This window comes from Anaerolineales bacterium (genome assembly GCA_037382465.1).
GTDB lineage: Bacteria > Chloroflexota > Anaerolineae > Anaerolineales > E44-bin32 > WVZH01.
In genome coordinates this window covers 89,145-107,828 of sequence record JARRPX010000004.1, presented here as the reverse complement: position 1 = coordinate 107,828, position 18,684 = coordinate 89,145, and the positions used below count along the sequence as shown (strand labels likewise).

Sequence of the window (18,684 nt, the reverse complement as noted above, 5' to 3'; positions counted from 1 at the left end):
ACCTTCTGACTTGCTGTCGAGCACCTCCCCGGTGAGGAAATGCCCGTCTCGAAATACGTCGCTGCATGCGTCTGCGCAGCTCAATCCGGGCAGACGCAGAAGGGCGCCGTCGTGCGCGTTTCACTCATCTGCCCGCCGGCGAGTATACAGGCTTGCTCATCCAGCTCCGGCGTGCAAGCCGGTGCGGGATCGATGATCGGCACGTCGCACGTGCCGAAAGGATTTTCGGGACCGTCCAGCAAACCGAGCCAGATCCAGCACGACTCCTGATCCAATTCGAACTGTCCATGCGTGAATTCCGGGTTGAGCGCCAGCAGCGCCGCGCTTTCTCCCTGCATGAGAATATTTATCTGCTCCGATTCCGAATGGTCGCTCGAACGGCAGTTGGCGTTTCGGATCGCCGTGTAGACACATACGTCCGGCGTGGGTGTCGGGGTTTGCGTGGGCGTGGGCGACGGTTCGGGGGTGTCGGAGGGCGCCGCAGGGACGATGAGGCGCTCGAACTGAAAGGGCAGCCAATCGGTGGGCGCACAGAAAAATCGCCAGCTGCCATCCGCGGATCCATCCATCTCTCCGCTGAGACGCCATTTGTAGATATCGCCCGGGTCCGGCTGCAGGCCGAAGGCCGAAAACGCCAGATGCTCTTCGCTCGTTGTCTCACTCTGCGCCGGATCGGGATGCCGGGAAAGCTCGACCGTCCAGCGCAGCGAATCGGGGAGCATGTCTTCGAGCGGCGACCAGGACAACACGGGATCGTCCTCCAGCGCAAACACTTCTTCGTCCGGGGACAGGCTATCCGGTTCGATGTAATCGCTGCAGGATGGCAAACCCGCCCATGGATCCATTTCTGCCGGCTGCGCTGCGGGGGCTTTGGTGGGACTTCGCAGGATCAGGAACAAGCCGCCCGCCAGTCCGAGGCCGACGATTCCGGCGACGGCAAGGGCGGCGCGGCCATTGATTTTGGGTGAACGTCCGAACAGCACGCCGGCCAGCAGACTCAACCCAAGGGACAGCATAGGTATGAAGAGGTTCCAGGGATGGTGGGATATACACAGTCCGAACTCAACGTTCCTGGAAAACTCGGAGGTGTTTCCCTGGATATCCGTCGCCGTTGCCGTGAGGCGGGTGCAGTGTGAATACGCCAACATCACCGGGATTGTGAAGTCGCCGTCATCTTCGGCGACGGTTTGGCTGATAAACGTGCTGCCCTCGCCATAACCGGAGGAGTCGTTGTCGCTTATATAAAGCTCGACGATGCAGCCCGGGCACGCAGTTCCGCTTACGCTGTTGAAACCTGCGCTGAAAACCGGGAAGTTCAACACCGTGTTGCCGCCGCTGTCTGTATCGCCGACGTCATTCAGTGATACCCCTGCGGGTTCGAGGTCGATTCCCAAACCCATGTTATCGTAGATGCTGTTCTGAGACAGCGTGTTCATCAACGCCGTATACCACTGATCGGATTCAACAAGCACGCCGGTTACGTTAGAAAAGATCGTATTCCCTACGACGTGGTTGGAGGTGGCACCGTGATCGAAGTCAATCCCTTCACCCGTGATAAAGGCAATCCGGTTGCCCTCTCCGGGATTGGTCCCGCCAATCGTGTTGGAATCGCCAAAGACGATCATTCCATGCCAGTTACCGGCCGCATTCACAAGTGCCTGGTTTCCGCTGATATCTGCTCCAATGTTGTTGCCCTGGATGATGTTGTCATCTGCGCCGCTGGCGAAGCTGAGTGCCAATCCGTTGCCCGAAATCAGATTGCCCTGGCCGGGTAACGGGCCGCCGATTATGTTGTCGTCTCCACCGATCATGATTCCGTTGGAGTTTCCCAGATCCATGGTGCCGGTTCTATCCGTTCCGATGCGATTGCCATAAATCGTGCTGTCCGAGCAAATGGATATACCGATCGAATTTCCGGAGATCAGATTCATTTCATCCGGATTCACGCCGCCGATGGTCGTGGATTCGCTGGGACACCACAAAAATATCCCTGTTTGATTCCCTAACAATAAGCTTGTAGACGTTCCCGAGATGTCCGTGCCGATGTAATTGCCCTGGATGGTCGTGTCCGAGGCAAAGCTGTTGATGCCATACCAATTCCCCGAGATCAAATTGTTACGAACGATGTGATTCTCATCTGTCAGGTAGATCGCATTATAGTTTCCCTCTACGACTCCATTGGGATACACACCCAGTTGGTTGTATTCGATGAGTGCGTTTGAGGCGTTGTCGACGATGATCGCGCCGGACGTCTCGGCCTGGAAATTGAGGAATCCAACCATGCTCATACCGCGTAGGATAACGTCATCAGCGCCGACCCAGAATCCGTAGGGTGGCGGATTGCATGGCCATGGGGGAAGATTGTTGATATCCCAAGGTTTGATCACGACACTGGGTGGACCAAACGTCCCGGGTGGCAAGGTGCCGTCTATGGTAACCGGATCGGCGATGTCCGGAAGCGGACTGCACAGTTGGATCGTGTAGTAGTTGCCGGGGTCCGGCATTTCGAAGACAATCGTTTGCCTTCCTTGCGTGTCGTTCGATTGGCCAATGGCCTCACGTAGAGAGCAATGTACATCGTCGCAACTGCCGTCTTCTTTGTCGTCATCGGTGTTGACTATGATCTTGCCGTCGTCGGCACTCGCGGGAAGCGGATCGGCAAGAGCGGCGAATGCGATGGAAATCATGACTGTCAGTAGTGTGATGTAAAAAATCGTTCTCTTCATAATTCTCGTTCTCCTATCAAAAACCCCACAAATCCCAGATTGGAGTGGGTATCGATATGAACAACCAGGTTCGATGTGGCTTCAACTGCAAAGCTGGCGTCGAAGTTCCCCTCGGTCCATCAATTTCATACTCCTGAAACGGTTCGGGAAGTCGTTTTGTGACATGTACACAAGCATGCGCGAGTGCGTTATGTGGTATTGAATTCAGTTTGATACCGGCTAGAAATCGCAGATTTGCAGACGTATGCCCATGGCTGCGAGAGATTCGAGCATGTCGAGAGATCGTACAACACCGCAACTACCCGGCGGGAGGCGTCCGAAATATTCTCGCGCCTTTTTTCACAAAGTTCAACGTGAACGCTTGCACAGGGATGCTGCGGGCGGAATTAGAGCCGAACCGCAGGAGGATTGACAGATTACGGTGTAGGGAGATCCGCGTGGACCTGGGCAATGTCGACAGGAGAGGCGATCAGCGACCAGGGACCGCTCCACTCGACGCGTACCGGCACCAGTTTGCCCAGCAGGTCCGCTTCGGAGTCGAAGAACACCAGTTTGTTGGTGCGCGTGCGGCCTTTCCAACGGCCGCGATGCTTTTCTTCGACCAGCACCTCGACAGTTCGATCCCGGTAGCCGGCGTTGATTTCCGCGGCGATGTCGGCCTGCAAGGCCTCCAAGGCCCGGAAACGGCGCATTTTCTCTTCCTCGGGCACATCGTCCGGCATGCGCCTTGCGGAGACGGTGTCCGGCCGCGGCGAATAGCGCGCCAGATGGGCGACGTCCAAACGCAGCTCCTCGAGCAGGTCGTAGGTGCACTGGAACTGTGCCTCCGTTTCACCCGGGAAGCCGACGATGATGTCGGTGGCGATGGATGCGTCCGGTACGCGCTTGCGGATGCGCTCGATCAAGCGCCGGGACTCGTCCACACTGTAACCGCGCTTCATCTGGCGCAGAACGTCATCGTCACCGGCTTGCACGGGAACTTCGATGTGCTCGCACACTTTGGGAAGCTCGGCTACGGTGTCCAGTAATTCGGCGTTCATCCAATTGGGGTGGGAGGTCAGGAAACGGACGCGTTGGATGTCCTCGACGGCATGCACGGCTCGCAGCAGACTGCTCAGCGTTTCCCCGCTGTCTAAATCTTTCCCGTAGCGGTCGACGATCTGCCCCAGCAAGGTGACTTCACGAACGCCCTGCGCGGTGAGTGCACTTAGTTCGGCGACGACCTCGGCGAGCGGCCGGCTGCGTTCCACACCGCGGCGGTAAGGTATGACGCAAAACGAACAGGCGTGGGAGCAGCCATACACCACGGGAATGAAAGCCGAGACGGTTTTCCCGCGTTGGGCGAGGGGCAGTTGGAGTTCGCCGTCCATGATGGCGTGGCGGCGATTCGTCTCCGCCCGGTCCACGTCGTGGGCGTCCTTCAGCAGCAGATGCTCGATCAGCGGGCTCGGGTCGGAAGGGGGTGAAAATACGTCGACGTGGGGAAAGACCTTCCGCAGCTTGGGATTGTCCTTCACGCCGACCAGGCAGCCCATGAGGTTGATGACCAAATCGGGGTTGCGTGCTTTCAACGGCTTCAGTGACTGGAGCCGGCCGTAGGCTTTGTCTTCGGCGCTCTGACGCACGACGCAGGTGTTCAGCACGATGACGTCCGCCTGCTCGATGTCTGCGGATGCGATGTAGCCCAGGCGTTCAAGGGCGGAAGCCACGCGCTGAGAATCGGCGACGTTCATCTGGCAGCCGGCGGTCCAAATGTGATACTTCATGGGGACGATTATAACCCGATCGAGTCTGATTTGTCGGATGTCCGGCTGTAACGTGGATCGGATGGAACGGAAAGGCCGGGACATCGCTCCTGCGGGCTTGTCATCGTTAATTGCGGTATGATTGGGATTCACGATGAGGAAGGACCGTCACAACACCATGCAGGCTGACGACACGGATTCCGTTCTGCGCATTGATCCACGAGGGCTAAAACGCACTTTGCTGGGCTGTCTCATCCTGGTGTTGGGGGGCGTGAGCTGTGGTCCTGGCGCTGGAAGCGTGGACGTCTCTCCGACGACAGAAGCGACGAAAGCGCCGGCCGCCACCCGCACCCTCCCGCCGACGAAGACTCCGGCGCCAAGCCTCACGCCCACGTTGAGCCCCACGGCTGCTTGCCCGGAACTGCAAGGCCATCTGGAACAAGGAGAATACACGAGCAGCCTGTTGAGAGAGCAGGTGCCTTATCTGATTTATCTGCCGCCCTGTTACCCCGATGAAAGCCGGCCGTATCCCGTACTTTACCTGCTGCATGGTTTTCCTTTCGACGAGACTCATTGGTATGACCTGGGGTTTACCGAGTGGGTGGATCGTGCCATCGCCACGAACTTTCTTCCGGGGATTCTGATGGTCATGCCGCGTGCACCGGAGCCACTGTTCACGAGCAGCGATGGTGGTCCCGGTTCCTACGAAGCCGAGTTCATCGACGATTTGCTTCCGGCAATCGAACAGAATTATCCCATCGATACCCGACCACAGATGCGTGCGCTGGCGGGCGTCTCGCGGGGTGGGGTTTGGGCCTTGGAGATTGCATTCCGCCACCCGGATGTTTTCGATACCGTGATAGCCTTGAGTCCGGCGTTGAACGTCAATTATGCCCGTCCGGCGTACGATCCCCTCTTGCTCGCCGGAGACGATCGCCCGCTGCCCGCGGCGATTTTTCTCAGCGCCGGGAAAGGCGAGCCCTCCTTCCGCCAGGCGACGGAGAAGCTGGTTGCGCTGCTCGAACAGCAGGGGATTCCTCACACCTATATATCCTCACAGGGTGGGCACGATCACGAAGGCTGGATTCTGGTTTTTGACGACATGCTCGATTTCCTGGCCGATAAGTGGCAAAACTAAAGTTAGATATTCCTAACATTTAACCGCCCAGATGACTTGAATTCAGGTACAATGAAACGCGCCGAAGGAGTTGTGGTTGCGCTCCACACTGGAGGGGAGTGATTGGACATGCCTGAACCGGAACCAGATGTCGCGGACGTAATTATGGCCTACAGGCGGCGTCGAGAGCGTTTGGTGCCGCTCATCCTGGGGGGGATGGCGGTGGTGCTCCTCGTTGTGGGAGTCTTCATGGTCGTGCTGTGGCTGACGGGTGATAACCCACCGGCGCTGCCCGGATTTCTTGCCAGCAAGACACCGACACCCACGGAAACCTCAACCCCCTTGCCGGCAACCGACACGCCTACGATTACCCTCACCCTGCCGCCTTCGGATACGCCGACCCCCACGGGCCCGTTGAGTTACACGGTCGAGCTTGGGGACTCGCTCTGGACGATCGCCGAACAGTTCGGATTGGATGGAATCTCGCTCTTGATGGCCGTGAACAACATCGACGATCCGGATGCGATATTCGTAGGACAGGTTTTGATCATCCCCGGCGCGGAAGACGTCTTGCCGACGAACACACCCCTGCCGGAGAATCTGCTGCCCGGACAAAAAATCGAATACCGCGTCCAACCGAACGACACGCTTGAGTCGATCGCCGCACAGTTCAACAGCACGGCGGAAGCGATCGCCGAAGCCAATGACATCGAAGACCCGAACGACATCGGCGTCGGTCAGATCATCCTCGTCCCGGTCAACATCGCCACACCGACGCCAACGCTGTCTCCGGCCCCGGGTACGCCTTCCGCTACGCCGAGCTAGCCGCGATATCAAATCCATAGAGTAAAAATAACAACGGGGCTGTCCCAAAAGGGCAGCCCCAATTGAAACCCGCCGGGTCTAACTCGTAGGTTGGGTTGAGGGAACCGAAACCCAACATTTCACGGCGGCGGAAAAAATGCGCCAGATACCGGCACCGGATATATATCCGGCACCAGCGAGGTTTTAGGTTGGTTGCGGGGCGATATTGGATCTGGGTGCAGCTCTTTGTGGAAGTTCTCTTTCCTATTTTCTCGAATCGAGTGTAAACGGCCAGGAATCTCGCAGCGCCGCCTCGATGGCTTCGATCACCTCGGGTGATTTCTCGCCCGAATGCGCCGCTCGGAGTACGGACAGGGCTTGCGGAGAACGAATGCGGCCAAGCGCCCACGCCGCATGCGATCGCACGAGCGGTTCCGGGTCTTGCTGGAGGAGAACCGTCAACTGGGGGACAAATGCCGGAGCTTCGGCGTTGCCCGCCACGACGGCTGCGTTGCGCACCAGACCGCGCCGTCTGGCGCGCAGCAGCGGGCTTTCCTTAAATCTGCGGCGCCAGCCGTGCGGTAGTAATTGCAGGAATTGCTCGAGCGTCGCGCCGGCGAGGGATTCGCGAATCTGGAACGCGGGATCCTCGCTCGGCCTGGCGAACGTTATATTGAAGGGACATACTTGCTGGCAGACGTCACAGCCAAACAACCAGTCCCCGATCTGCGAACGGACGTCGAGCGCGATGGCATCCCTGGCTTCGATGGTCCAGTATGCTATGCATTTGCGGCTGTCCAGGGTGCGGTCGGGCAGGATGCATTGGGTCGGACAGGCGTCGATGCAGCGGGAGCACGTACCACAGCGATCGTATGCGTACGGCGCGTCGATAGGGAGGGGGACGTCGAGCAAGATTTCGCCCAGGACGAAGTAGGAACCGAGTCGTGGGTGGATCAGGCACGAATTCTTTCCGATCCAACCCAAGCCCGCTCGTTGTGCGAGCTCGCGCTCGAGCAGCGGCCCGGTGTCGGTGTAGATCTTATGCCGCACGTCTCTTCCCAGCCGCTCCTGAACGAATTCGACGAGCCGGCGCATCCGCTCGGGCAGCACGATGTGGTAATCGTCGCCGAGGGCGTAGGATGCAATCTGGAGGTGAGAGGCCATTCGATCTCGAGCCGTGTTTCCGGGGAGGTAGTTCGCTGCGAGGACGATGATCGCCCGGCATTCCGGCAGGATCGAGCGGGGATCGGCGCGGTGTTGGCGGGCGTCTTCGCGGTTCATGTAGGCCATGCCCGCATGATGCCCTTCGGAAAGCCACGCTCGATAGACCTCGAGATGGGCAGGCGGATCGGGCGACGTGATACCCACAAGCGAAAAGCCGACACGTCTTGCTTCGTCTTTTATTTCTATGGCTAACGCCTTCGCTGGGGCCTCGTGCATGGTTTCCAATTCTTCCCTTGGAGGAGCGCTGACCTGATTATACCGGTCTTCGCTTAAATCGAGGCGCGGGCCGTCTTTCCACTCGAGTACAGCAGATGCGCCCTTTTAAAATCGATTGGGGACGCGGGCCTGGCCGCGTCTCCTGACGTAACATGGAATCGGAAAGATGGATTATGCGCTGGTTTCGAGCAGGTATTCGTTGATGCCTGCCGCAGCACGCCGGCCCGAGGCGACGGCCGTAACGACCAGGTCGGGTCCGCTGACTGCATCGCCGCCGGCGAAAATGCCCTTTCGAGACGTGGCGCCTGTTTCATCATCGGCGATGACGAGACCATACTTGCTGGTCTCCAGTTTGTCCGTCGTCTCTCCAATGAGGGGATCGGGCCAGTAACCGATCGCCAGGATCACGGTGTCCGCCTCTACGGTAAAATTCGAACCCTCGATGGGGATGGGCCGACGGCGGCCGCTTTTATCGGGCTCGCCCAATTCGCATTGCAGACACTCAACGGCGCTCACGCTCCCGTCTGGTCCGGCGATGTAACGCACCGGCTGGGTAAGGAAACGATATTGGGCGCCCTCTTCTTTCGCCAGGTGACGATCTTTCTCACCGCCCGGCATCTCGGCTTCCGTGCGCCGGTACAGACAGGTTACCTCTTCCGCCCCAAGCCGGATCGCAGTGCGCAGGCAGTCGGAGGCCGTGTCGCCGCCGCCGATGACGACGACCCGATGTCCGATTTCGGGTTTGCTGCGCTCCGATTCCGGAAGCAGCTTCGGATCGACGTTGGCGCGCATGAGAAAATCCGTGGCTTTGTACACGCCGGGTAAATCCTCTCCGGGTGCATCCATCTTGGCATCAATCAGGGAACCGACCCCGATGAAGACGGCGTCGAAACCTTGTTTCATGAGATCATCGATCTTTTGATCCTCGCCGATGCGGGTGTTGTTCACGAAGGAGACACCGGCGTCTCGCAGATCGTCGATCCGCGCCTGGACGACGTGCTTGTCGAGTTTAAAATTGGGAATTCCGTACATTAATAGACCGCCGAACGCAGGCATGGCATCGAAAATTGTTACGGCGTGTCCTTTTTGGACCAGTTGCTCCGCACAGGCGAGGCCCGATGGTCCGGAGCCGACGATGGCGACCTTTTTGCCGCTGGGCGAACCGACTGGGATTTCAACTTTACCGTGCTCGCGTTGATAGTCTGCGACGAAAGCTTCCAACGCCCCGGTCAGGACAGGCTCGCCGCGCTTGTTGCGCGGACATGCGCCCTCGCAGAACGACTCGTGCGGGCAAACCCTGCCGCAGATTTCGGGCATGGAACTGGTACGGCGGTAGATTTCGGCTGCGCCGATGAAGTCGCCTTGCTCGATTAACCACATTGCGGAGGGGATGTCGTTATGCAGAACGCATGCTTTGTGACAAGGGGCGGGATCTGGGCAATGGATGCATCTTTCTGCAGCGCGACGCGCTTGCTCTGCGGTCAGCGGTTTGAACGTGGGCTCAAAATCGAGGATGCGAACCTTGGCTGGGCGTGCTTCAACGTCCTCGAAAGGCAATTTCATGCGAGCTCTGCGGTCGAGAGCTAGTTCATCACTGGATATTTCCGGCATTTGTAACCCTCCGCGAATCCATACATAAGATGATACAGACCCAAGTGGTCCTATATCAGTCGTGAATGTCATCCTTATTCGTGATGGTTGTCACAACCGAAAATATACCTATCATCATAGGGTAAAATACAATTTGTTGTGCTGTTCGGCTCGGAAAACCGAGGATCCCCAGGCGTTTACCTTATTGCCCTGGGGATCGCAAATCTTATTCACCGTACGATAAAGGCAGAGAAGCAACTGGAAGGATGTAGAAATATGAAACGACGATATATCGCGATCGCAGTGGTTGTTGTCATTATTGCGGGTTTTCTTGCACTGCGATCTTGCGCGCAATCGAATCAAGCTTCATTGGGTTCTCTGCAGACCGAAAAGTTGACCCGAGGATCGCTAACGGCATCGGTCGGTGCGACGGGAACGGTACGGGCGAACCAATCCGCAGTGCTTACTTTTCAATCCAGCGGCATCGTAGACGGCGTCGAAGTGGAACTGGGGGACAAGGTCAAGCACGGGGATGTGCTATCCGAAATTCAACAGACATCGCTGCCCGCAGCGGTGATCCTTGCGCAGGCCGATTACGTCGCCGCACAGCGAGCCCTGGAAGATCTTCTGGAGTCCTCGCAAACGCAGGCCGCAGCGCAGTTGGCCCTCGCCCAGGCGCAAGATGCACTCGAAAATGCTGAGTACCTGCGCACCGTGCGGCAGGAAGGTTATCGGGCGAGCAGCGACACGCTGGCTGCAGCGCGCGCCAACCTGGTGCTCGCGCAGCAGGACGTCGACCGTGCCCAGGCTGCATACGATCGGGTGGAGAATCGTCCGAATGACGATCCGGGCAGGGCTCTGGCGCTGTCCAACCTCATCGCAGCGCGCAAGAAACGCGACTCGATCCAACGTGAGCTCAATTGGTACACGGGACATCCTTCGGAAACCGAACAAGCGTTGCTGGATGCCGATGTGGCAGTGGCGGAAGCGCAGGTCGCGGATGCCATGCGAGAGTGGGAGCGCGTGAAAGACGGCCCCAATCCTGATGACATCGCCGCGGCGAAAGCGCGTTTGGCGGCCGCGGAGGCCACGCTGAAGACTGCCCGCATCGAGGCTCCTTTTTCGGGCACGATCACTTCGGTGCAGGCAAAACCCGGCGATCAAGTTGCTCCGGGCACGGTCGCTTTTGGATTGGCGGATCTTTCACACCTGTTGGTGGACGTCGAAATTTCCGAGGTGGACATCAATCGAATTGCGCTCGGCCAACCGGTTAACATGAATTTCGATGCCGTCCTCGACCTTACGTATCACGGAGAGGTCACCGCGATCGGGCTCAGCGGTGTGATCACGCAGGGCGTCGTGAGCTTCAACGTTACCGTCGAACTGCAAGATGCAGACGAGCGTATCAAGCCGGGGATGACCGCCGCTGTAAACATCGTCGTCGAGCAGATCGAGGACGTGCTGCTTGTACCCAATCGAGCCGTACGAGTGGTCGACGGCGAACGCACTGTCTTCATCCTCGAGGGAGGGCAATTAAAGCCGGTCACCATCCAGCTTGGCGTATCGTCCGATACGCAAAGCCAGGTCCTCGATGGAGAACTAAAGGTAGGGGATCTCGTGGTTTTGAATCCGCCCGAAAATATGCTTTTCGGTGGACAACCGGGGTTCATGGGGGGCAGATAATGACGGATTGGGTCATCGAAGCCGAAGACCTGACCAAAGTCTATCGAATGGGCGAATTCGAAGTACACGCACTATGCGGCGTGTCGATGCGCGTCAAGCCGGGAGAAGTGATCGCCATCATGGGACCTTCCGGCTCGGGGAAAAGCACGCTGATGAACATCCTGGGGTGCCTCGATCGTCCGAGCAGTGGCTGTTACAAGCTCGATGGGCAGGAGATCGCCGATTTGAGTGACGATGAATTGGCGGAAATCCGCAGTCATAAAGTAGGTTTCGTTTTCCAGAGTTTCAACCTTTTGGGACGCCAGACCGCACTGACGAACGTCGAGCTGCCCATGCGTTACGCCGGCGTTTCCAACGGCAGGCGGAAACGTGCGATCCAGGCGCTGGAAGACGTCGGCCTGGGCGACCGCATCCACCACCGGCCGAACGAACTTTCCGGTGGCCAGCAGCAGCGGGTGGCCATCGCCCGGGCACTGGTCAATAATCCGGCGATCATTCTGGCCGACGAACCCACGGGCAACCTGGATACGAAGTCGGGCGAGGAAATCATGGACATCTTGCTCGATCTCAACGAGAAATTCTCGACGACCCTGATTTTCGTGACTCACGATCCCGAGATCGCGGTACGGACAGAACGCGTGATCATGCTGCGGGATGGATTGGTCGAAAGTCAACCGGGTTGATAGCGTGACCGCACGGATGGCCCTGCACATTTCCCACACATTTTTGCGATGCGGGGTCACGAGCGGTCAGTTGCAAGGCGGTAAGGAATCGGGATGGACATCTGGAACAACGTCCTCGAAGCGCTGGATAGTCTCGCCAGCAACAAGCTGCGCTCCGGCCTGACGGTACTGGGTATCGTTATCGGCGTCGGGGCGGTGATTGCCATGCTGGCGATCGGCACCGGCGCGCAAAACACGATCACGGGATCGATCAGCGGCATTGGGACCAATTTGCTTTTCGTTGTGCGCGGCGGATCCCAGGAAATCCGCAATCCCAAGCCGTTGACCCTGGCGGATGCTGAAGCGATACGCGATCCGTTCGTGGCTCCTTCCGTGGTCGGCGTGGCTCCCGTGCTTCAAGGTACGGTCGAGGTCAGTTACGCTGGGGAGGGAGATCTGACCACAGGCTACGGCGTCACACCGGACTATCAAAGTGTGCGCAACGTTGAACTCGCGGAAGGGGAGTTCATCAGCGAAGTGCATCTTCTCGGACGGGCCGCCGTGGCTGTCATCGGCCCGGACGTCGCCGATGAATTGTTCGGCCGAAGGCAGGGCGTGCTCGGTGAAACCATACGCGTCGAAGGGCAGCCGTTTCGTGTCATTGGCGTCACCGTTTCGAAGGGTGGATCCGAGTTTTCAAACGAGGACAATCAGATCATCGTGCCGTTGTCCACCGCACAAGTTCGCTTGCTGCGCAGGAACCGAGACGCGGTGGACATGATTCTGGTCCAGGCGATCAGTCCGGAGAATGTCACCACGGCGAGCGACGAAATCGCCGCCATACTGCGCGCCCGTCACCGCACGCCAATCGGCGAAGACGATTTCACTATTTTCACGCAGCAGGATTTCCTCGAAACGGCGGAACAGATCACCAACGTACTTACGGTCTTCCTGGGTGGGATCGCGGCGATCTCGCTGCTCGTCGGTGGGATCGGGATCATGAACATCATGCTCGTGTCGGTAACGGAGCGCACGCGGGAAATCGGCCTACGCAAGGCGGTCGGTGCACGCAAACGCGACATTCTGTTTCAATTCCTCACCGAATCGGCGTTGTTGAGCATGATGGGAGGCTTGATCGGCATCGGCCTGGGTTGGGGATTGTCGCAAATCGTCGGTGCGATCGCAGCCGCTTCGGATGCCGAATTGAACCCCAGCATGGGCCTGGATGCGATATTGCTGGCGACGCTGTTCTCGGCGGCCGTCGGCGTATTCTTCGGCCTCTATCCGGCAAAACGCGCCGCCGATCTGCAACCCGTCGAGGCGCTGCGTTCCGAATAACGTCCTCGATTTACGGCTATTTCAACTGCTCTCGCAAAAATTGACCGGTATACGATGCGGCCACGCCGCTGAGCTCTTCCGGGGTTCCGACCGCGACGATTTCTCCGCCCTGATCTCCCCCTTCCGGGCCGAGATCGATCACCCAGTCGGCGACTTTGATGATGTCGGGATGGTGCTCGATGATCAAGACGGTGTTGCCCTGGTCCACCAGGCGCTGCAGCACGTCGATCAATTTATACACATCCGCAGCGTGCAATCCCACAGAAGGCTCGTCGAGAACGTAGAGTGTGTGGCCGGTGCTGCGTTTCGAGAGTTCGCGCGAGAGTTTCACGCGTTGGGCCTCGCCACCGGATAAGGTGGGTGCCGGCTGGCCGATTTTGATGTAGCCCAGCCCCACCTCCTGCAACGTATCGAGTTTGCGTACGATCGCCGGAAATGCCTCGAAAAACTCTGCGGCTTCATGGATGGTCATGTCGAGGATGTCGGCAATGGAATGTTCTTTGAAGCGCACCTGCAGAGTCTCGCGGTTGAAGCGGGCGCCGTGGCATACCTCGCACGGCACGTACACATCCGGCAGGAACTGCATTTCGATGCGCAGTTGTCCCTGTCCCTGGCAGGCTTCACAGCGGCCGCCGTGGACGTTGAAAGAGAAACGTCCCGGCTTATAGCCGCGCACTTTGGATTCGGGCAACTCGGCGAACAACGCGCGCACGTGATCGAAAACACCTGTGTACGTGCCGGGGTTGGAGCGCGGCGTGCGGCCAATCGGACTCTGGTCGATGTTGATGACCTTGTCTACGAATTCGACCCCTTCGAGTGCGGAATAGGCACCCGGCTGCTGCCGTCCCCCGTGCAGTTTCTGCGCCAACGCTTTGTAAAGCACCTCCACCATCAGCGTGGATTTGCCGGAGCCTGAAACGCCCGTGATGCATACAAACGTTCCCAGGGGGATGTCGACGTCGATGTCCTTGAGGTTGTTCTCGCGTGCGCCGAGGACGGACAGGGTGTGTCCGTTTCCTGTGCGCCGTTCCTTGGGAGTGTCGATGCAGAGATTTCCGGCGAGGAATTGCCCGGTAACCGAATTCTTGTTGCGCGTGACTTGAGCTACCGTGCCTTCCGCCATGATTTCTCCACCGGATTCGCCGGCTCCCGGACCCAGATCGATGACCCAATCCGCAGCGCGGATGGTGGCTTCGTCGTGCTCGACGACGAGCACGGAGTTGCCCAGATCGCGCATCTCCTCCAGTGTCCGGATGAGGCGTTTGTTGTCGCGGGGATGAAGGCCGATGGAGGGTTCGTCGAGCACGTAGAGCACGCCCATCAAACGCGATCCAATCTGGGTCGCCAGCCGGATGCGCTGCGCCTCGCCGCCGGAGAGCGTGCTCGCCGAACGGTCGAGGGTGAGGTAATCCAGGCCAACGTTCACCAGGAAGCCGAGACGATCGGCGATCTCTTTCAGCACTCGATCGGCGATTTTCCGTTGACGGTCGGACAATGGACTGTCGTCTCCCTGTAATTTCTGTACCCACTTCAGGGTGCGTTGGACGGGCCACTTCGTGATCTCGACGATGTTCATGCCGTCCAAAAGAACGGCCAGGGCTTCTGCGCGCAAGCGCCGGCCGCCGCAGGAGGGACACGGCCGCTCGGCCATGAATTCTTGAATCCGGTTGCGAACCGCATCGGACTGCGTCTCCTGATAGCGCCGCTCGAGATTTCCGATCACGCCTTCGAAAGTCGTCTTGAATGTCGTTTTGCGGCCTTCAGTGTTCACGTAATGAACGGGTAATTTTTCGTTGTTCGTCCCATACAGGATCAAATCCAATTTTTCGTCTTCGAGTTCTGCGACCGGCGCATCGAGGCTCACGCCATAGTGCTCGGCGACGGCTTCGACCATCTGCCAGTAATAGCCTCTACGTTCGCGGCTTTGGTTGGACCATTCCAGTGCGGCGACCGCGCCGTCGGCAATGGAAATGGATCGATCGGGGATGATGCGATCGGGATCGATCTCCAGTTTAATTCCCAATCCCTGGCATTCCGGACATGCGCCGTGGGGCGTGTTGAAAGAGAATGTGCGTGGCTCGATCTCCGAGAGCATCGTGCCGTGCTCGGGGCAGGCAAGGAACTCCGAATACGGCGTGATTTTGGGTTCCTGCTCTGAAGTAACGTCGGCGACGAGCATCGTGCCATCACCCCAACGCAGTGCCGTCTCGATCGAATCCGTGAGGCGTGACCGGAATCCGTTTTCCGATGCATGTTCGGCATCTGCTTCGACGATGAGACGATCCACGACGACTTCGATGGTGTGCGTTTTGTAGCGATCCAGCTCGATCTCGTCGTCGACGGATTGCATCACGCCATCCACCCGTACACGCACGAAACCCGACCTTCGCACTTCGTCGAAAACCGCACGGTGTGTCCCTTTGCGGCCGCGAATCAACGGCGCCAGGATCAACACGCGCGAGTCGGCCGGCAGCGCCTCGACGGCATCTACGATCTCCTGCGCCGATTGCTGGCGCACTTCTCGATTGCAGATGGGACAGTGTGGGATTCCGGCGCGTGCAAAAAGCAGACGCAGATAATCATACACTTCCGTCACGGTTCCGACTGTGGATCGAGGATTGTGGGACACCCCGCGTTGATTTATCGATACAGCGGGAGAAAGCCCCTCGATGTAATCCACGTCAGGCTTGTCGAGCTGGCCGAGAAATTGGCGTGCGTATGCAGAGAGGGATTCAACGTAACGGCGTTGGCCTTCTGCGAAAATGGTGTCGAAGGCGAGCGATGATTTACCTGATCCGGATATGCCGGATATCACGACGAGTTTATTGCGAGGAATGTCGACGGAGATATTCTTCAGATTGTGTTCCCGTGCACCTACAACTTGGATGTGGTCTTGTGTCATTCGATTCTGGCCTTATTCGTACAAATGTTCTATTTACGCGTACAACATATCATTATAACAGACCAAAATCAAGGGTCAGAACAGGATTGATCATCGCGGGTGTGGGGACGGGATGCGTAGCGAGTGGATGTGACGCCGGGTCATCCTTCGGGGCGCAGCATCGAAGGGTTGGCGGTGGCATGAATGCAAGCAGGGTTATGAACGTCCCGCTTTAATGGATTTACGACGCAGGGGTTTCCGGCGGCCGCATCCTGGAAAAGGAGCGGTCTTTAACCTGGATGGGCTTTCCCAGGGTAACGAATTCGTTGGCCTCGAAGAATTGCTGTGCATAATCCTTGTTGCGGAATTCGAAGGCCGTCTCCAGGCCCTGCGCATCGTCGGGGATGAGAAGCGTCGAGCGAATGTAGGCGGCGTTGGGTGAGGGGGGAGAAGGTTTGATGCGTCTCAACAGGAAATAGGACGGGACAAAATATCCCACCAGGGCGAGAATACCAATGATAATTACACCAGAGATTGGATCCTCCTGAAGGTCAAGGCCCCAGGCAAGAGCCGCCACGAGGAGCACCATCATGACAAGCATGGAGATCAGGTTGGCTTGAAGCCGTTCCGCCTTTTCCTCCGGCGTGACGCTCTGAGCCCGATCGTGACATTCTGCGCATAGAGGAAGGTTGAAGGTTGCCTTCTTACGTTGGCCGATTTTCTGCCCCTGGGGAAGGTCACCGATGATCGTCAAGCGGCCGCGCACCGGTGTTGCCTGGCAGTGGGCACAGGCTTTCTTGGGGAAAATCACTTTCTCTCCCCGAAGGACGACGCGGTATCGAATTCCGGGCGGCGGATCGTTTTCGCGCAGCTCGAGCACGGGAGGTTCAGAAGCGGGCTTTACGGGGGCAGCCTGAACCGCTGTGCCTGGTTCGGCTTGCACTTCCGCCGTGGGAGCAGGTTCAGCCAGGCCTTCCGCAGGCTGCTTCAGCTTCATACCCTGGGGAAATACCGGCGTATCGCCGGGAAACGCTGGCTCTTCTGCGGGTTCCTCGACGCGGAGGATTCTTTCGAGGTCCACACCCGGTGGAGGTTCAAGATGGGAAGGTATGGGTGGAATTGGGGATGGCTGCACCGGTTCCTGCATGACGGGTTCAACGCTCGCGGGAGTCGGCGGGCCGGGTTCAACCTTTGGAGTCTGGACGGGTTCGGATTCCGGTTCCGGCTCCAGAGGGATCAATTTCTCCGGCGGCCATTCAAGGTCAGGCTCGGTGGGGATGGGAACGGCTGCCGAACGCAAGAGGTTTTCCGCGGAGGGCGGCGGCGTTGGGGCGGCTTTAGGGATTTGCGGGGTGGGCGCTTGTTCGACTTCTGGTGGGGCGGTCGTGTCCTCGCCTTCCAACCGCTCGTCGGAAGCGCGGCGTTCGATGGCTTCCAGCATGACCCATTGTTTCAATGCAAATTGCTGCGTACGCGGGTATTGATCGTTGATCTTCCCAAAGAGAACCCGTTCTCCACCTTCCTCGACGACGAAGGCGGACGAGCAACTATGGCAGGTAACGAAATCCGGGAGGGAGGAGGTGTGATGAACCATCAGCCTCGCTTCTCCGCAGATGGGACAATTCAAATGGGCTGCGAAATCTTCGCTCAGCGTCGAACGTGGTGTTGGAGCCATACATACTCCTAAACCGGAAGCCGTAGTTTTAGGAATCTATCATATCGGCAAGATGTACGCAATGACGCCATAGGGGCTGGGGATCAGGAACCGTCTTCAGCCCATCACCGTTCTTCCGCCATTTTTACCGGGAGATCGACTCTGGGGTGAGGTATCTCGGCTTGAAGAAGCAATCCGCCCTCGGGCTTGTTTTTCATGTCCAATCGGCCTCCCAGAAGAGCGACTCTTTCGCTGATTCCCAACAGCCCGAAGTGTCCCTCCCTCGAAAGGGCAGAGAGATCGAAGTCGTCCTGCAGTCCGCTGCCGTCATCGGATATGGAGATCATCAAGGCGCGGACGGATGTGTGTTCAAGCGTGACGTCGATGCGATTGGCCATGGCGTGTTTGCGAACGTTGTTGAGACCCTCCTGTACGATGCGGAAAATCGACAATTCGATCGCTTCGGGCAAACGACCCAAATTGCTGTCCAGGTTGAGCGTCAGATCGATGCCCGTGCGCTCACTCCAATCTTGCGTGTAGGATTGCAGTGCAGAGCCCAATCCAAGGCTGTCAATTGTCGGCGGACGCAGATCGCTGCAGATCCTGCGCAGGTCGGAGACGAACATGCGGATGGTGTTGCGGATTTGAAGGAGATCCTCCTTGAGTTCCGGGCCGACATCGGCGTGCGCTTCACTTTCCTCCAACTGGTAATTTACGCTCAGTAAGTCCTGAATCAATTGATCGTGCAGTTCTCTGGCTAAATGTTTGCGTTCCTGTTCGCGTTCGGTGAGCAACCGCCGATGCGCATCTTGCAAGGCGATGTTCGCCTGATCCAGCGCCTTTACCTGTTCGGTCATTTGTTCGATGAGACTGCGGATGCGGGTGTCCTGCACCGCAAGATTCTGTTCGAGAAGTCTTTGTTGGTGGCGCAGATTTTCTGCTTGCTCTCGGGCGCGGTAGTAATTGTCGAGCGCCCAGATGGCAGGCGTGAGCTGCTGCCGGTTTGTGGTGCCTACCAGCGCAGCCACGATCTCCTCACGGCTC

At 58.2% G+C, this 18,684-nt stretch carries 12 protein-coding genes; 5 read left to right on the top strand and 7 right to left on the bottom strand.

The window, feature by feature from the left end:
- Positions 1-80: 80 nt before the first annotated feature.
- Both P8Z34_02485 and miaB read right to left on the bottom strand, forming a co-directional pair.
- The gene (locus P8Z34_02485) at positions 81-2,726 is read right to left on the bottom strand and encodes a CSLREA domain-containing protein (GenBank protein ID MEJ2549533.1); all 2,646 of its coding nucleotides are present in this window, start codon (positions 2,724-2,726) and stop codon (positions 81-83) included.
- A 416-nt stretch (positions 2,727-3,142) separates the two neighbouring features.
- Positions 3,143-4,492 (bottom strand): tRNA (N6-isopentenyl adenosine(37)-C2)-methylthiotransferase MiaB, encoded by a 1,350-nt coding sequence (gene miaB / locus P8Z34_02480; protein ID MEJ2549532.1) that lies wholly within the window; start codon positions 4,490-4,492, stop codon positions 3,143-3,145.
- 133 nt (positions 4,493-4,625) lie between these two features.
- Here miaB and P8Z34_02475 point away from each other — a divergent pair, with 133 nt between their 5' ends.
- Positions 4,626-5,609 carry an alpha/beta hydrolase-fold protein gene (locus P8Z34_02475; protein MEJ2549531.1) on the top strand — a complete coding sequence of 328 codons (984 nt, stop codon included), beginning with the start codon at positions 4,626-4,628 and terminating at the stop codon, positions 5,607-5,609.
- Between the two features lie 108 nt (positions 5,610-5,717).
- Positions 5,718-6,413, top strand: coding sequence for a LysM peptidoglycan-binding domain-containing protein (locus P8Z34_02470; GenBank protein ID MEJ2549530.1), 696 nt, complete (start codon positions 5,718-5,720; stop codon positions 6,411-6,413).
- 243 nt (positions 6,414-6,656) lie between these two features.
- Here P8Z34_02470 and queG read toward each other — a convergent pair whose 3' ends face one another.
- Together queG and P8Z34_02460 are read right to left on the bottom strand one after the other, a co-directional pair.
- The gene (queG, locus tag P8Z34_02465) at positions 6,657-7,832 is read right to left on the bottom strand and encodes a tRNA epoxyqueuosine(34) reductase QueG (GenBank protein MEJ2549529.1); all 1,176 of its coding nucleotides are present in this window, start codon (positions 7,830-7,832) and stop codon (positions 6,657-6,659) included.
- Positions 7,833-8,003: 171 nt separating this feature from the next.
- Entirely contained in the window at positions 8,004-9,443 is a 1,440-nt protein-coding gene (locus P8Z34_02460; protein ID MEJ2549528.1) for an NAD(P)-dependent oxidoreductase, read from the bottom strand.
- Positions 9,444-9,698: 255 nt separating this feature from the next.
- Between P8Z34_02460 and P8Z34_02455 the strand changes: the two genes are divergently transcribed.
- The 3 genes from P8Z34_02455 (at position 9,699) to P8Z34_02445 (ending at position 13,105) form a co-directional block, all read left to right on the top strand.
- The gene (locus P8Z34_02455) at positions 9,699-11,105 is read left to right on the top strand and encodes an efflux RND transporter periplasmic adaptor subunit (GenBank protein MEJ2549527.1); all 1,407 of its coding nucleotides are present in this window, start codon (positions 9,699-9,701) and stop codon (positions 11,103-11,105) included.
- Positions 11,105-11,788: an ABC transporter ATP-binding protein gene (locus tag P8Z34_02450; GenBank protein MEJ2549526.1), complete on the top strand. Its 684-nt coding sequence runs from the start codon at positions 11,105-11,107 to the stop codon at positions 11,786-11,788. The genes P8Z34_02455 and P8Z34_02450 overlap by 1 nt, the downstream gene beginning before the upstream one ends.
- Before the next feature lie 93 nt (positions 11,789-11,881).
- Positions 11,882-13,105 (top strand): ABC transporter permease, encoded by a 1,224-nt coding sequence (locus P8Z34_02445; GenBank protein MEJ2549525.1) that lies wholly within the window; start codon positions 11,882-11,884, stop codon positions 13,103-13,105.
- Between the two features lie 16 nt (positions 13,106-13,121).
- Here P8Z34_02445 and uvrA read toward each other — a convergent pair whose 3' ends face one another.
- The 3 genes from uvrA to P8Z34_02430 form a co-directional block, all read right to left on the bottom strand.
- On the bottom strand, positions 13,122-16,007 hold the full coding sequence (uvrA, locus tag P8Z34_02440; GenBank protein ID MEJ2549524.1) for an excinuclease ABC subunit UvrA: 2,886 nt from the start codon (positions 16,005-16,007) through the stop codon (positions 13,122-13,124).
- A 220-nt stretch (positions 16,008-16,227) separates the two neighbouring features.
- Positions 16,228-17,661, bottom strand: a complete 1,434-nt coding sequence (locus P8Z34_02435) for a hypothetical protein (GenBank protein ID MEJ2549523.1) — start codon at positions 17,659-17,661, stop codon at positions 16,228-16,230.
- A gap of 104 nt (positions 17,662-17,765) precedes the next feature.
- A complete protein-coding gene (locus tag P8Z34_02430; protein ID MEJ2549522.1) occupies positions 17,766-18,668 on the bottom strand; it encodes a sensor histidine kinase in 903 nt (300 codons plus the stop codon).
- Positions 18,669-18,684 lie beyond the last annotated feature (16 nt).

Coding starts and splice junctions, on each gene's coding strand:
- P8Z34_02475 (MEJ2549531.1), top strand. CDS start 4,626: ATGAGGAAGGACCGTCACAACACCATGCAGGCTGACGACACGGATTCC.
- P8Z34_02455 (MEJ2549527.1), top strand. CDS start 9,699: ATGAAACGACGATATATCGCGATCGCAGTGGTTGTTGTCATTATTGCG.
- miaB (MEJ2549532.1), bottom strand. CDS start 4,492: ATGAAGTATCACATTTGGACCGCCGGCTGCCAGATGAACGTCGCCGAT.
- P8Z34_02435 (MEJ2549523.1), bottom strand. CDS start 17,661: ATGGCTCCAACACCACGTTCGACGCTGAGCGAAGATTTCGCAGCCCAT.
- queG (MEJ2549529.1), bottom strand. CDS start 7,832: ATGCACGAGGCCCCAGCGAAGGCGTTAGCCATAGAAATAAAAGACGAA.
- P8Z34_02450 (MEJ2549526.1), top strand. CDS start 11,105: ATGACGGATTGGGTCATCGAAGCCGAAGACCTGACCAAAGTCTATCGA.
- P8Z34_02470 (MEJ2549530.1), top strand. CDS start 5,718: ATGCCTGAACCGGAACCAGATGTCGCGGACGTAATTATGGCCTACAGG.
- uvrA (MEJ2549524.1), bottom strand. CDS start 16,007: ATGACACAAGACCACATCCAAGTTGTAGGTGCACGGGAACACAATCTG.
- P8Z34_02485 (MEJ2549533.1), bottom strand. CDS start 2,726: ATGAAGAGAACGATTTTTTACATCACACTACTGACAGTCATGATTTCC.
- P8Z34_02460 (MEJ2549528.1), bottom strand. CDS start 9,443: ATGCCGGAAATATCCAGTGATGAACTAGCTCTCGACCGCAGAGCTCGC.
- P8Z34_02445 (MEJ2549525.1), top strand. CDS start 11,882: ATGGACATCTGGAACAACGTCCTCGAAGCGCTGGATAGTCTCGCCAGC.